This is a genomic window from Kitasatospora sp. NPDC058492 (assembly GCF_042720685.1).
Lineage (GTDB): Bacteria > Actinomycetota > Actinomycetes > Streptomycetales > Streptomycetaceae > Kitasatospora.
Genome location: NZ_JBHXMU010000026.1, coordinates 46,901 through 60,816, shown reverse-complemented (window position 1 = coordinate 60,816; position 13,916 = coordinate 46,901). Strand labels below are relative to the sequence as shown.

The window sequence follows — 13,916 nt, the reverse complement described above, 5'->3', positions numbered from 1 at the left end:
CGGAGCGCACCGGAGACAACGCAGAACGCCCGGCCGGGAGTTGATCCCCGGCCGGGCGTTCGACCCGCCAACCCCGGCTACTCGGTGCCGAGTTGCTTGCGCACCCACTCCTTGAGCTTCTTGCCCCGGCGCGGCTTGGCCTCGCAACCGCCGAACACCGCGACGCCCTTGACCCGGACCACCGGCGCGTACGGGTCCGCCGCCGTCTGCTCCTTGACGTCGAATCCGCCGAAGATGCCGACGCCGCCGCCGTGCAGGCTCACGTTCTCCGGCACCCGGATCTCGACGCCGCCGAACAGCGCCGTCACCTCGATCTCCACCTCGGGCGACTCGAACACGGCGTCGGTCAGGTCGATCTCCACCCCGCCGAACGCCGCGAACGCCTTCAGGTGCGACCCCACCCGCCAGCGGCCCTTGCGGGACGAGCCGCCGAAGATCGCCACCATCGACGGCGACTCCTGGCGCGCGGGCGGCAGCGCCGGCGTCACCGCACGCGGCGCCGGGGCCTCCAGCGGCGGCTTCTCGAACGACAGCGGCCGGTGGCCCGGCAGGTCCCTGGTCAGCGGCACCAGGTCGCCGAAGGTCTTGGCGGCGTACGCGGCCCCGATCCGGTCCGCGTGCTCGTCCGCGTCCAGCCGGCCCTCGGCGTAGGCGTCCCGCAGCAGCTCCGCGATCCGCTCGCGGTCGGCGTCCGACACCCGCATCTCCGCCTGTGCCACCGGGGCGTGCGACGGCTGGGTCTTCTGCTCCGGCAGCGGCCGGAGTTGCGGCTGCGGCTCGGGCCGGGTCTCGGGCTTGGTCATCGGTACGGGCGCCGGCACGGACGGCTGCCCCGGATCGTCCTGCGACGGCGAGTTGTCCACGGCCCAAGACTAGTCGCTCGCACGTGCGCCCGAGTGAGCCCGGTCACGCAGGCTGCCCTGTCCGCGTGCGACACGGAGCCGGGTCCTACCCTTGAGGGTGCTTCGCCGACGCAGCCGGACCACTGGAAACCTAAGGACCGCCCCCATGGCTCCCACGCCAGACTTCGAGTACAGCGACCTGCTCCCCCTGGGCGCTGACCCGACCCCGTACCGCAAGCTGACCTCCGAGGGTGTCTCCACCTTCGAGGCCGGCGGTCGCACCTTCCTCCAGGTCGAGCCCGAGGCGCTGCGGCTGCTCACCGCCGAGGCGATGCACGACATCTCGCACTACCTGCGCCCCGCCCACCTCGCCCAGCTGCGCCGCATCCTGGACGACCCGGAGGCCAGCCCGAACGACCGCTTCGTCGCGCTCGACCTGCTGAAGAACGTCAACATCTCGGCCGGCGGCATCCTGCCGATGTGCCAGGACACCGGCACCGCCGTCGTCATGGGCAAGCGCGGCCAGAACGTGCTCACCGAGGGCGGCGACGAGTCGGCCATCGCGCGCGGCGTCTTCGACGCGTACACCAAGCTCAACCTGCGCTACTCCCAGATGGCCCCGGTGACCATGTGGGACGAGAAGAACACCGGCAACAACCTGCCGGCCCAGATCGAGCTGTACGCCACCGACGGCGGCGCGTACAAGTTCCTCTTCATGGCCAAGGGCGGCGGCTCCGCCAACAAGTCGTACCTGTACCAGGAGACCAAGGCCATCCTGAACGAGGCGAGCATGCTCTCGTTCCTGGAGCAGAAGATCCGCTCCCTCGGCACCGCCGCCTGCCCGCCGTACCACCTGGCGATCGTGATCGGCGGCACCAGCGCCGAGTTCGCGCTCAAGACCGCCAAGTACGCCTCCGCGCACTACCTGGACAACCTGCCGACCTCCGGCGACGCCAGGACCGGCCACGGCTTCCGCGACCTGGAGCTGGAAGCGAAGGTCACCGAGCTGACCCAGAAGATCGGCATCGGCGCCCAGTTCGGCGGCAAGTACTTCTGCCACGACGTGCGGGTCGTCCGCCTGCCGCGCCACGGCGCCTCGCTGCCGGTCGCCATGGCCGTCTCCTGCTCCGCCGACCGCCAGGCGCTCGGCAAGATCACCGCCGAGGGCGTCTTCCTGGAGCAGCTGGAGACCGACCCGGCCAAGTACCTGCCGGACACCACCGACGAGCACCTGGACGACGACGTCGTGCGCGTCGACCTCGACCAGCCGATGTCCGCGATCCGCGCCGAGCTGTCCAAGTACCCGGTCAAGACCCGGCTCTCGCTCACCGGCACCCTGGTCGTCGCCCGCGACATCGCCCACGCCAAGATCAAGGAGCGCCTGGACGCCGGCGAGGGCATGCCCAAGTACCTCCAGGACCACCCCGTCTACTACGCCGGCCCGGCCAAGACCCCCGAGGGCTACGCCTCCGGCTCCTTCGGCCCCACCACCGCCGGCCGGATGGACTCCTACGTCGACCAGTTCCAGGCCGCCGGCGGCTCCATGGTCATGCTCGCCAAGGGCAACCGCAGCAAGCAGGTCACCGACGCCTGCGCCGCCCACGGCGGCTTCTACCTCGGCTCCATCGGCGGCCCGGCCGCCCGCCTCGCCCAGGACTGCATCAAGAAGGTCGAGGTCCTGGAGTACGCCGAGCTCGGCATGGAGGCCGTCTGGCGCATCGAGGTCGAGGACTTCCCGGCCTTCATCGTGGTCGACGACAAGGGCAACGACTTCTTCCGCGAGACCACCGAGGGCCCGCTGATCACCAGCCTCCGGGTCCGCTCCAAGGAGTAACCGCCCCGGCCTCCCCGGCCGCCCCCGCCTCCTCAACCGCCCCGGCCGCGTTCGTCGCGACCGGGGCGGTTCTGCATGGACGCAATACACTGGCAGGTGGTACTCAGAACTCGTACCATGGCGGTACCGAGAACCGGTACGAACATGGAGGGCATGGCGATGGCGATCAGTGCGAGCGAGGCACGCACCCAGCTCTTCCCGTTGATCAAGAAGGTCAATGACGACCACGCCCCGATAAGGATCACCTCCAGAAGCGGGGACGCGGTCCTCATGTCGGCCGAGGACTACGACGCGTGGCAGGAGACGATCTATCTCCTGCGCTCTCCCGCCAACGCCCAGCGGCTCATGGCGGCCGTCGCCCGCGACAAGGCCGGCCACCCCGGCGTCACCAGGACCCTGGAGGAGTTGGAAGCCCTGGCGGGTGAGGTGTGAGGAGTGTCCACTTCGACCCGGACGCCTGGGAGGACTTCCTGTTCTGGCTCGGATCGAACCGGAAGATGGCCCAGCGGATCACCCGCCTGGTCGGCGAGATCCAGCGCGACCCCTTCAGCGGGATCGGCAAGCCCGAGCCGCTGAAGGGCGACCTGGCCGGCTACTGGTCACGCCGGATGGACGACGAGCACCGCCTGGTGTACCGGGCCGACGAGAAGGAAGTGATGATCCTCAAGGCCCGCTACCACTACCACTAGCGACGCACCCCGCCCCGGCCGCGTTCGTCGCGACCGGGGCGGCCGCGTTGCGCGTGCTCACGCGTCGAAGTCGTACTCCAGGACGTAGGAGGCGGCGTCGAGGATCATCTCGTTGAGCTCGACGACCTGGCCCTCGTCGGCGAAGGCGGTGCGGCAGATCAGGATGACCGGGGTGCCCGCCGACAGCTCCAGGCGGGCCGCCTCCTCCGCGCCGGGCATCCGGGAGCGGACCTCCTCGCGGAAGTGGACGGGCTTCGCGCCGATCTCGGCCAGCCGGGCGTAGGTGCCGCCCGGGCCGGTGTCCTCGCGGGTGATGGCCGTGCCGGCGACCAGGCCGGCCGGCAGATAGGAGGTCGACAGCAGCACCGGCTTGCCGTCCAGCACGAAGCGGCGGTGCCGTACGCACATCGACGCGCCCGGATCCACTCCCAGCACCCGGGCGACGTGCTCCGGCGCGCCCCGTTCGGTGACGGACACCTGGTCGACCACCAGCAGGCGGTTGTCGATGTCCGCCGACCATATCGACCGGCCCGAGCCCCACTGCCCCTGCGCCAGCCGCTGGATCCCGCGCCGGCGCAGCGGCCGGAAGTCCCGGACGAAGACCCCGGCTCCCCGGCGCGCCTCGGCGATGCCCTCGCTCTGCAGCACGCCGAGCGCCTGGCGGGCGGTCATCCGGGCCACGCCGTACTCGTCCATGAGGTCGTTCTCGCCCGGCAGCCGGTCACCCGCGCGGTACCGGCCGTCGTCGATGGCCGCCTTCAGCGTGTCGGCGATCCGTTGGTACTTGGGCTGTTTGTCGCCACTGCTGCCGGTCATCGCCGCTCCCTCTCCCTCGGACAAATCGTAGGCGCGACCGCGGCGGACGGTAAGCGGCTACGACTGTTGACATCTCTAGAGATATTAGCTTCTCTAGAGATGCTGGGTAGTCGCCGAGCACCACACACACGGACAGCGACCAGGGCGCGGCCCCCACCCGGCGCCGCACCCGCACCAGAACAGCGAGGAGCAGTGCGGTGAGCACCCGTCAGCGCGACTCCGCGGCCTACCGGCCGCACGTGGGTGAACTCGTCCTCGACCGGAGGACCGGACGCACCGGCATCTACATGGACACCATCGGCGGGGAGCACTACCTGCGCCCCGAGGGCGGCGGCCTCGAATGGACCGCCGAACCCGGACGGGTCTCGCCCGTTCCCGGGCCCCGCGATTCAGCCGAATACGATCTTCCGCGCTAATTGCGGCAAAAAGCACGCAAACAGCAGCATTCCCACCCGCAATCCCCCCGAGTGAATCCGGAATTCCGGAACGCCCCGCACCCACCGTCGGGCACGTTACGGATATCGCCGGTCACCATGAGTGCACCACGGGCTGGATTCGGCCACCGGGCGGGCACCGGTGCCGAATGGGGCACGCCCAAAACCCACAGCGCCCCCGTGCCCGGACCGGGACACGAGGGGCACGGGGCCTACGGCCGGACCGGCTTACGGGTGGCCGGAGATCATGCCTTCCGGCTCGTACCGCTTGCCCGGCCCGCCCGTGGCCGGCGCGACGGGCTCCACCACGTGCGCGGCCTCGTCCCCGAACAGGTCGTTCTCGATCGCCGCCTTCTGCGCGTCGGACGGCGCGGTGTACTCGGTCGTGTTCGAGGACGCGGCCACCGCGCCCTCGACAGCCTTGCCCGCCTCCACAGCGACGGCCGGGGCATCCGTCGTCGCCGCGTTCTCGGGCGCCGACGCCACCGGGGTCTCGCTCTGGTCGTTGGCCATTGGGCGGCCGCCTTTCGGTCATCAAATGTGTCTCGCCCGACCTCCGTGGCACGGGCGTGCGGACAGTATCGTAGGGTTGATTAAATGTCCGATAAACACCGTGCGGCTTGCGCTGCCGTCCGGCAGAGTCGGGCGTCCGCCTAAGCTGAAGCACCACGGCGGACCGCCGAGCGCCCTTTCACGGAATCGACACCACAGGCCATCGGGGGACTTTCATGGAGTTTCGGGAGACGCCGCAGACCTCTGCGCTGCGCTTCCAAGTCCTCGGTCCGGTCCAGGCCTGGCTCGACGGCAAGCCCCTTTCCCTCGGATCCCCCCAGCAACAGGCGGTTCTGACCACCCTTCTGCTGCATTCCGGACGCCCGGTCACCACACAGGACCTGGTCGACGCGCTCTGGGGCGAGCGACACCCGGCCCAGGCGGTGGCGGCGCTGCGCACCTACGTCTCCCGCCTGCGCTCCGTCATCGAGCCCCGGCGGGAGGTGCGCCGGCCCTCCGAGCTGCTGATCTCGGTCGCCGACGGCTACGCGCTGCGCATCCCGGGCGAGGCCCTCGACCTGACGGTCTTCGAGCGGCTCTCCGCCGAGGCCGCGGCCGCCCGGGCCGCGGGCGACAAGCACGAGGCGCACCGGCTGCTGGCACGGGCGCTGGACCTGTTCAGCGGCCGGCCGCTCACCGGCATCCCCGGCCCCTACGCCGACACCCAGCGGCTGCGGCTCGCCGAACGACAGGTGGCCGCCGCCGAGGAGCTGTGCGCCGTCGCCCTCGACATCGGCCTGCACGCCGAGATCGTCGGCGAGCTGAACAGCCTGACGGCCGAACACCCGCTGCGCGAGCGCCTGAGCGAGCTGCTGATGCTGGCGCTGTACCGCTGCGGGCGCCAGGCCGAGGCGCTCGGCGTCTACACCGACACCCGCAAGCTGCTGATCGAGGAGCTCGGGGTCGAACCCGGTGCCGGCCTGTCCGCGATGCACGCCCGCATCCTGGCGGCGGACCCGACGCTCGCCCTCCCGGCCGTACCGGCCCCGGTGAGCCGCGAGGACGGTCCGGCCGCCCCCCCGGCGCCCGCCCAACTCCCGGCCGACGTATCGGACTTCAGTGGCCGCACCGACCTGGTGAGCGACCTCTCGACGGTCCTGATGAACGCCACCGGCCAGGCCGTGGTGGTGACTTCACTGGCCGGCATCGGCGGGGTCGGGAAGACCACCCTCGCCGTCCACGTCGCCCACCGCGTCCGCGGCGAGTTCCCGGACGGGCAGCTGTACGTCGACCTGCGCGGCGCCGGCACCTCGCCGGCCGACCCGGTGGCCGTCCTGGGCGACTTCCTGCACGCGCTCGGCGTCACCGACAGCCCCGACTCCCTCGAACAGCGCGCCGCCCTCTACCGGTCGCTGCTCGCCAGCCGGCGGATGCTCATCCTGCTCGACAACGCGCGCGACGCCGAGCAGATCCGGCCGCTGATCCCCGGCGTCTCCGGCTGCGCCGTGCTCGCCACCAGCCGCTCCCGGCTGGCCGGCATCCCGGGTGCGCAGTTGTTCGACGTCGAGGAGCTGACCCCGAACGAAGCGCTGGCGCTGTTCTCGGCCATCGTCGGCGAGCAGCGGGTCGCCGCCGAACCGGAGGCGGCCATGCAGGTGGTCACCGCCTGCGGGTTCCTGCCGCTCGCCGTCCGCATCGCCGCCGCCCGGCTGGCCAGCCGTCCGCGTTGGAGCGTCTCCGACCTGGCCAGACGGTTAGCCGACCAGCGGCGGCGACTGGACGAACTCCAGCTCGGCAACCTCGCCGTGGAAACCACCATCGGACTCGGCTACGGCCAGCTCTCGGCGGACGAGGCCCGCGCCTTTCGGCTGCTCGCCCTGATCGACTCCCCTGACATCCCGCTGCCCGCCGCCGCGGCGCTGCTCGGCGCGAACGAGTACACCGCCGAGGACCTCGCCGAAGCGCTGGTCGAGGCGAACATGCTGGAGTGCTTCACCCCCGGCCGCTACCGCTACCACGACCTGCTCCGGCTCTACGCCCAGCGGCAGAACGAGCGGATCGGCGACACCACGGAGCAGGAGCGGGCGGTGCTGCGCCTGCTCGACCTGCTGATCCCGACCGTCCGCAACGCGGCCCAGGTGATCGAGCCCGACGACCAGCTCCCGGAACCGCTCAACCCCTTGGGCTCGTCAGGCCTGGACCTGCCGACGAGCCAGGACGCCCGGCAGTGGCTGCGGACGGAGATCACCTTCCTGCTCAGCGCCGTCGAGGCCGCCGTGCGAGGACCGGACTTCGTGCTGCGCCCGGCCGTCGACCTGCTGATCGTCCTGAACAGCCTGGTCACGGATCCCACGCACGGCTCGCGGATGCGCCGGTTCCTGGTGACCGCCGAGCGCAACGCCGCCGCCTACGGAGACGCTGCCGCCCTGGCCCGGGTGCACTTCGCCTTCGGCACGCTGCAGTCGATCACCAATGACTTCCAGGGCGCCGAACAGTCGCTCCGCAAGAGCCTGAGCCTTCAGCGCTCCGACGACATGACGATCCTGCGGTCGGCGGCGAGCAACGACCTGGGGATCATCCTCAGCCTGACGAACCGCCCCGCCGAGGCCATCCCGCTCTTCGAGCAGGCCCTGGGCATCAGCCGGGTGGTCCGCGTTCCGATCAACGAAGCCCGGCTGCTCGGCAACATGGCGCGGGCACAGCTCAAGCTGGGAGACACCGAGACCGCTGTCCGCTCGGTCATCGAGGCGGTGGCGACGGCCCGGACGTCGAGCAACGGCCCCTGCCTCGCCGACACCCTGTACCAGACCGGTGTGGTGCTCGCCTCCACCGACGAGCCGAGGGCGGCGGTGGGCTACCTGAGAGAGGCCCACCAGCTGTTCCAGGCCCAGCAGAATCCGCTCTGGGAGGGCTACACCCTCGCCCGCCTGGCCTCCGCCCTGCTCGCCGCCGGACAGCACGCCGAGGCGGCCGAGGCGGCCGGCGAGTCGCTCGTGATCGCCCAGGAACTGGACGCCGCCTACTGCCAGGGCCTCGCGAACGCCACCCTCGGCGAGGCGCTACTGGCGCTGGCGCAGCCCGCCCGCGCGCTCGCCTGCCTGCGCGAGGCGCACGCGATCTTCACGCGGCTCGGTGTGCCGGAGGCCTCCCCCGTGGCGGACCTCATCTCCCAACAGCACACCGAGCCTCCCCCATCTTCCCCAGCGCCGTAGGTCTCCGCCCCCCGGCAGAGCCCCTACCCCCGTTGTGCGCGTCGGCGCCCCCGCAGCCCCCCGGCTGCGGGAGCGCCCTCAACGCTTCCCCGGCGCTGGACTCCACTCTGCACTCCGGCGATTGACGTTCGATAAACGCCCGACGGCCGGCCCTCGGCCCGGCGAAACCGCAGGTCAGCCGTTCCACCACGGCGCGCCATGCGGCGCGCGGAGCCCGCGCGCACCACCCCCGCCCGCACCGTCGTGCTTCCGCAACCCCGTCCACACCGGCCCAAGCATGACGAGTTGGCTGGAAAGGGACCCCATGGCGCAGAGATCACGCATATTCTCAGATGCCAGTACACACACGAGTGTCTGCCGGCAACGTGTGGGCCGGCGAGGCAGGACGGGCGCCGGGGCGGACGGCATCCCGCTCCCGTGCGGCCGCGTGCAGCCGGCCGGAGGCCACGGGTGGAAGGGTGCCTCTCAATCGTGACGACCGGACAGATATCCGACTCGTTCCCCGTCGACGAGGACGCGGGAGACGACGGGCCCGACGTGCGGCGGCGCCGGGCGGCGCGTGCCCTGCAAGCCGTCGCCTTCGACACCATCGGTGCCGGGTACGGCGAGGCGTTCCCGGCCAAGGACGGGCAGCTGGCCTGCGGACGGCAGCTGCTGGCCGAGCTCGAACCCGGCGCGCGGGTGCTGGACGTGGGCTGCGGCACCGGGGACCCGACGGTCCGGCAGCTGGTCGCGGGCGGGCTGCGGGTGACCGGGATAGACCTCTCGGACGTGATGCTCTCGCTGGCCCGGCAGGCCCGGTTCCCGGGCGAACACCCGCCGGAGTTCCATCGGATCGACCTGTTCGATCTGGCCACCGAGCGCGCCGGGCAGGTCTGGAACGCCCCCGGACTGGGACCGCTGGGCAAGGACGGGTTCGCCGCCGTCACCGCGTTCTTCTCGCTGATCCTGCTACCGCAGGACGAGATCCCGACCGTGCTCGCACGGCTGCGCGAACTCCTCCGGCCGGGCGGACTGCTGGCGCTCGGTATGGTCGAGGCGGATCTGGATCACGTTCCGCTTCCGTTCCTTGGCAGAGAGCTGCGGATCAGTGGGTACCTGAGGGAGGATCTGGAGCGGGTTCTCGTCACGGCGGGCTTCACCGTCGAGGAGTGCTCGGGGCATCCGTACGCGCCGGCCAGCACCACGCTGCCGCCGGAGGAACAGCTGTTCCTGTGCTGTCGACGCGTCGGCTGACCCACCGGACGGCAGCAGGGCCCGCCAGCAGGACACCGCAGACCACCACAGAGACCACACCGAATCCAGGACAGGCAGCCGTGCGCGACCAGCTCAAGACCGAGGGCGGACAGCCGCCTGCCGTCCCGGGCCAGCGCGGCCTGCCCCTGGCACCAGCTTCAGCACCGGTGCCGGCACCGGCACACCAACCGACCGCGCGCCCGGAGCGCGAGGACGTGGCCGGCCGGCTCGGCTACCTCGACCTGGCCACCCGGCGGATCAACAGCGCGCTCGACCTGTCCGCGACACTGCGCAACATCGGCCGGGTGCTCGTCCCCACGCTGGCCGACGCCGCCGTGGTCCACCTGCGCGATCCGCTGCCCAACGTCGAGCGCGAGCCCGGCTTCCCGGACGAGCTGCGGATCCACCACAGCACCGGCACCCGGATCGGACGGCGCGGCCGGCCCAGCGGAGCAGACGACCGGCACCGCTCCCGGTACGGCTCCCGCTCCACCGCCGACACCGGCCCCGCCACCCCGGTGACCCGCGGCGGGGCGCTCGCGCACGCCCTGCTGAGCCGCCGCCCCGCCGAGTCCGCGGTGCTCGGCTCGCCCGGCGCCGAACGCACCGAGGCACTGCTGCGCGAGCTGTACGGCACCCGCGGGCTGGCCCGGCTGGCCGCGGGCACGTCGGTGCTGGCCCTGCCGCTGCGCGGCCGCAAGGCCGTGCTCGGCCTGCTGGTGCTGATCCGCCGCCCTCCTGAACGCACCGGCCGGCCCGCCTTCGACGCCGCCGACACCGCGACCGCCGCACACCTCGCCACCCAGGCGGGGCTGGCGGTGGACACCGCCCTGCGGTACGCCCGCGAGTGGGAGATAGCCAACGAACTCCAGCGCAGCATGCTGCCGTTGCGCCTGCCGCAGCCGCACGGCGTCCGCCTCGCCCAGCGCTACCTGCCGGGCGAGCGCGGCGCGCAGGTCGGCGGCGACTGGTACGACGCCGTGCCGCTGCCCGGCAACCGGGTCGCCCTGATCGTCGGCGACGTGATGGGCCACTCGCTCACCTCGGCCGCCATCATGGGCCAACTGCGCACCAGCGCCCAGACCCTGGCCGCCCTCGACCTGCCCCCGCACGAGGTGCTCTACCACCTGGACGAGCAGGCCCAACGGCTCGGCCGCGAACAGCACCTGGCGACCTGCGTGTACGCGGTGTACGACCCGATCGCCAACCGGGTGGTGCTGGCCAACGCCGGGCACGTCCCGCCCGTCCTGGTCCGGCCGGACGGCACCGCCGAGTTGGTGGAGCTGGACTCCGGAGCCCCGATCGGGGTCGGCGGGGTGGACTTCAACTCGGTCGAGCTGCCCGCCCCGCCCGGCTCGGCCCTGCTGCTGTTCACCGACGGCCTGGTGGAGACCCGCAGCCGCCCGATCAGCGACGGCCTGGAGGTGCTCCGCGCCCGGATCGCTGCCGCCCGCTGGCAGTCCCCCGAGCAGTTGTGCCAGGAGGCGCTGCGGATCCTGCCGCCCGGCGACCGCGGCGACGACATCGCCCTGCTGGGCGCGTGCTTCGACGGCATCCCGGCCGGGGACGTCGCGCACTGGTACCTCCAGCCGCGCAACGAGACGCCCGGCCGGGCCCGCCGGCTGGCCGCCCACACGCTGCGCCGCTGGGGGCTCGGCGAGCTCAGCGAGGCGACCGAGCTGATGATCAGCGAGCTGGTGACCAACGCCGTCCAGCACGCGACCCGCCCGGTCACCCTGAGCCTGGTGCGCACCACCCGGCTGCGCTGCGAGGTCGGTGACGACAGCCCGCTGCTGCCGCGGCCGCGCCGTACCGGGCCGGAGGACGAACGCGGCCGCGGCCTGCAGATAGTGGCCCGGTGCGCGGACCGCTGGGGCGCCACCCGGCTGGGCACCGGCAAGGTCGTCTGGTTCGAGCAGCGGCTGCCCCAGCCGCCCGTCGAGCCGCGGCTGCCGTAACCGGCCGCGGGCGCCCGTCGAGCTGCGACTGCCGCGGCGCGCGGGCGCCCGACGGGAGCGGCCCGCCGGGCGCCCGGGAGCGGTTCAGACCCCGGCGGGCTCCTTCGCCGGCTGCTCCGCCGGCTCCAGCCGAGCGATCAGCTGCTCGCCCTCCATGTCGACCCGCGGCACGACCTTCTCCAGCCGCTTCGGGAACCACCAGGCGGCCTTGCCGAACAGCGCCATCGCGGCCGGCACCAGCGCCATCCGCACCACGAAGGCGTCCACCAGCACGCCCACCGCGAGGGCGAAGCCGATCGGCTGCACGATCGGGTCGTGGCCGAAGACGAACGAGCCGAACACCGACACCATGATCAGCGCCGCCGCCGTGACCACCCGGGCGCCGCCGCGCACCCCGGCCACCACGGCGTCCCGCGGCGCCTTCCCGTGGACGTACTGCTCCTTCATCCCGGAGACCAGGAACAGCTCGTAGTCCATCGCCAGCCCGAACAGCACGCCGATCAGCAGGATCGGCACGAAGCTCACCACCGGCCCGACCTTCGGCACGTCGATCAGGCCGTCCAGCCAGCCCCACTGGTAGACCGCGACCACCGCGCCGAGCGAGGCGGTGATGCTGAGCAGGAAGCCGGCCACCGCCTTGAGCGGGACGAGCACCGAGCGGAACGCCAGCGCCAGCAGCACCACCGCGATGCCGACGATCACCGCGAGGAACGGCGGCAGTGCCTGGCCGAGCTTGGTGGAGACGTCGATGTTGGCGGCGGTGGTGCCGGTGACGGCGATGTCCGCGCCGGTCGAGGTCTTGAGCGGCGCGCGCTGGTCGCGGATCTCGTTGACCAGTGTCCTGGTGCCGGCGTCGTCCGGTCCGGTCTGCGGGATGACGGTGAGCAGGGCGGTGCGCCCGGCCTGGTCGACGGCCGGGGGCAGCAGTGTCCGCACGCCCGGAAGGGTCTGCAGCCTGGCCGCCACCCCCTGCACCGCCTGCTCCGGCTGCGGCGCGCCCCCGGCGTCCACGACGACCACCAGCGGCGCGTTGAAGCCCGGCCCGAAGCTCTCGCCGACCAGGTCGTAGGCCTTGCGCGCATCGGTGCCGGCGGCCTGCGAACCGCCGCCCGGCAGGCCGAGCTGGAGGCTGGCGGCGGGCACCGCGAGCAGGCCCAGTCCGGCCAGTCCGACGAGCAGCACGGCCAGCGGGCGGCGGACCACGAAGCGGCCCCAACGCTCGCCCAGGGTGGTGCGGCCGCCGGTGCGCAGCGCCCGCTTCCAGACCGGCAGCCGGTCGATGGCCCGGCCGGCGAAGCCGAGCAGCGCGGGCAGCAGCGTGATCGCGACCAGGACGGCCACCACGACGGCGCCGGAGGCGGCCAGGCCCATCACGGTCAGGAAGGGGACGCCGGCGACGGCGAGCCCAGCGAGCGCCACGACGACGGTGAGGCCGGCGAAGACGACGGCGCTGCCGGCGGTGGCGGTGGCGCGGGCGGCGGCCTCGTCCGGCTCCAGGCCCTCGTCCAGGTGGCGGCGGTGCCGGGAGAGGATGAACAGCGCGTAGTCGATGCCGACGGCGAGACCGACCATCAGGGCCAGCACCGGCGCGGTGGTGATGATCTCGAACGAGCCGGACAGCGCCATGATCGCGGCCATCGCCACGCCGACCCCGACCAGGGCGGTCAGCAGCGGCAGCCCGGCGGCGACCAACGAGCCGAGGGTGATCACCAGGACCACCCCGGCGATGGCCAGACCGATCGCCTCGCCGCCGTCGACCTGCGCCATCCGGTTGTACGCGTCGCCGCCGAAGGCGACGTCCAACCCGGCCGCGCGGGCCGGTTCGGCGGCGGCCTTGACGGCCTCGCGCTGCTGGTCGGTGACGTCGGCGAGCTTGTGGTCGAAGGAGACCAGGGCGATCGCGACCCGGCCGTCCGGTGAGACGGCGTGGGTGGCGTACGGGTCGGGCACGGCAGCCACGCCGGGGACGGCGGCGATCCGGGCGACCGTCTCGCTGACCGCCCTGCCCGCCTCGGGCGTGGTGGCGCCGCCGGGCGCGGGGGCCGCGAAGACGACCTGGGCGGAGCCGTGGCCCTGCTCCGGGAAGGTGTCCTTGATCCGGTCCAGGGTGGTCTGCGCCTCGGTGCCCGGCACCTTGAACTCGTCGCTGGTCTTGCCGGCGAAGGCACCCGCGGCCCCGCCGACCGCGATCAGCACGGCGATCCAGACCGCCAGCACCGCCCGCCGTCTCCGGAAGCAGTAGCGGCCCAGTCGGTAGAGGTACGTGGCCATGGGTGACCCCTCGGTCAGATCGTCGGACAGGCAGGTGCCTGAACAGGTCGCGGTCCACCGTACGCGTAACCTTGTCAGGCGACAAAGTTGGTCGACAGTATCGAGCGACAGAATCTCTCGACGCAGTTGTCC

11 protein-coding genes are annotated in these 13,916 nt (G+C 72.4%); 7 read left to right on the top strand and 4 right to left on the bottom strand.

All coding sequences use genetic code 11. The features are described from left to right. Positions 1–77 precede the first annotated feature (77 nt). Positions 78–863: a DUF1707 domain-containing protein gene (locus ACFWPI_RS18930; protein ID WP_244293381.1), complete on the bottom strand. Its 786-nt coding sequence runs from the start codon at positions 861–863 to the stop codon at positions 78–80. A gap of 145 nt (positions 864–1,008) precedes the next feature. Here ACFWPI_RS18930 and ACFWPI_RS18925 point away from each other — a divergent pair, with 145 nt between their 5' ends. The 3 genes from ACFWPI_RS18925 to ACFWPI_RS18915 all read left to right on the top strand — a co-directional run bounded on the left by ACFWPI_RS18925 (position 1,009) and on the right by ACFWPI_RS18915 (position 3,365). Next, a complete protein-coding gene (locus ACFWPI_RS18925) occupies positions 1,009–2,676 on the top strand; it encodes a fumarate hydratase (RefSeq protein ID WP_380374725.1) in 1,668 nt (555 codons plus the stop codon). Positions 2,677–2,835: 159 nt separating this feature from the next. Continuing rightward, positions 2,836–3,108: a type II toxin-antitoxin system Phd/YefM family antitoxin gene (locus ACFWPI_RS18920; protein ID WP_063351171.1), complete on the top strand. Its 273-nt coding sequence runs from the start codon at positions 2,836–2,838 to the stop codon at positions 3,106–3,108. Next, positions 3,105–3,365, top strand: a complete 261-nt coding sequence (locus ACFWPI_RS18915; protein ID WP_380374727.1) for a Txe/YoeB family addiction module toxin — start codon at positions 3,105–3,107, stop codon at positions 3,363–3,365. Before ACFWPI_RS18920 ends, ACFWPI_RS18915 begins: the two co-directional genes overlap by 4 nt. Before the next feature lie 57 nt (positions 3,366–3,422). Here the strand turns inward: ACFWPI_RS18915 and ACFWPI_RS18910 are convergent, their stop codons facing one another. Then, positions 3,423–4,181 carry a GntR family transcriptional regulator gene (locus tag ACFWPI_RS18910; protein WP_063347983.1) on the bottom strand — a complete coding sequence of 253 codons (759 nt, stop codon included), beginning with the start codon at positions 4,179–4,181 and terminating at the stop codon, positions 3,423–3,425. A gap of 197 nt (positions 4,182–4,378) precedes the next feature. Here ACFWPI_RS18910 and ACFWPI_RS18905 point away from each other — a divergent pair, with 197 nt between their 5' ends. Beyond that, a complete protein-coding gene (locus tag ACFWPI_RS18905; RefSeq protein ID WP_063347984.1) occupies positions 4,379–4,597 on the top strand; it encodes a hypothetical protein in 219 nt (72 codons plus the stop codon). 246 nt (positions 4,598–4,843) lie between these two features. Here ACFWPI_RS18905 and ACFWPI_RS18900 read toward each other — a convergent pair whose 3' ends face one another. Further along, complete coding sequence (locus tag ACFWPI_RS18900) at positions 4,844–5,128, bottom strand: hypothetical protein (protein ID WP_380342079.1); 285 nt, start codon at positions 5,126–5,128, stop codon at positions 4,844–4,846. A 215-nt stretch (positions 5,129–5,343) separates the two neighbouring features. Between ACFWPI_RS18900 and ACFWPI_RS18895 the strand changes: the two genes are divergently transcribed. The 3 genes from ACFWPI_RS18895 to ACFWPI_RS18885 all read left to right on the top strand — a co-directional run bounded on the left by ACFWPI_RS18895 (position 5,344) and on the right by ACFWPI_RS18885 (position 11,513). Then, complete coding sequence (locus ACFWPI_RS18895; RefSeq protein WP_079135649.1) at positions 5,344–8,319, top strand: BTAD domain-containing putative transcriptional regulator; 2,976 nt, start codon at positions 5,344–5,346, stop codon at positions 8,317–8,319. A gap of 471 nt (positions 8,320–8,790) precedes the next feature. Further along, complete coding sequence (locus ACFWPI_RS18890; RefSeq protein ID WP_079135650.1) at positions 8,791–9,555, top strand: class I SAM-dependent methyltransferase; 765 nt, start codon at positions 8,791–8,793, stop codon at positions 9,553–9,555. An 80-nt stretch (positions 9,556–9,635) separates the two neighbouring features. Next, a complete protein-coding gene (locus ACFWPI_RS18885; RefSeq protein WP_380374730.1) occupies positions 9,636–11,513 on the top strand; it encodes a SpoIIE family protein phosphatase in 1,878 nt (625 codons plus the stop codon). Positions 11,514–11,597: 84 nt separating this feature from the next. Here the strand turns inward: ACFWPI_RS18885 and ACFWPI_RS18880 are convergent, their stop codons facing one another. Beyond that, positions 11,598–13,784 (bottom strand): MMPL family transporter, encoded by a 2,187-nt coding sequence (locus ACFWPI_RS18880; protein WP_380374731.1) that lies wholly within the window; start codon positions 13,782–13,784, stop codon positions 11,598–11,600. Between the last annotated feature and the right edge of the window lie 132 nt (positions 13,785–13,916).

Coding starts and splice junctions, on each gene's coding strand:
- ACFWPI_RS18925 (WP_380374725.1), top strand. CDS start 1,009: ATGGCTCCCACGCCAGACTTCGAGTACAGCGACCTGCTCCCCCTGGGC.
- ACFWPI_RS18920 (WP_063351171.1), top strand. CDS start 2,836: ATGGCGATCAGTGCGAGCGAGGCACGCACCCAGCTCTTCCCGTTGATC.
- ACFWPI_RS18910 (WP_063347983.1), bottom strand. CDS start 4,181: ATGACCGGCAGCAGTGGCGACAAACAGCCCAAGTACCAACGGATCGCC.
- ACFWPI_RS18900 (WP_380342079.1), bottom strand. CDS start 5,128: ATGGCCAACGACCAGAGCGAGACCCCGGTGGCGTCGGCGCCCGAGAAC.
- ACFWPI_RS18895 (WP_079135649.1), top strand. CDS start 5,344: ATGGAGTTTCGGGAGACGCCGCAGACCTCTGCGCTGCGCTTCCAAGTC.
- ACFWPI_RS18880 (WP_380374731.1), bottom strand. CDS start 13,784: ATGGCCACGTACCTCTACCGACTGGGCCGCTACTGCTTCCGGAGACGG.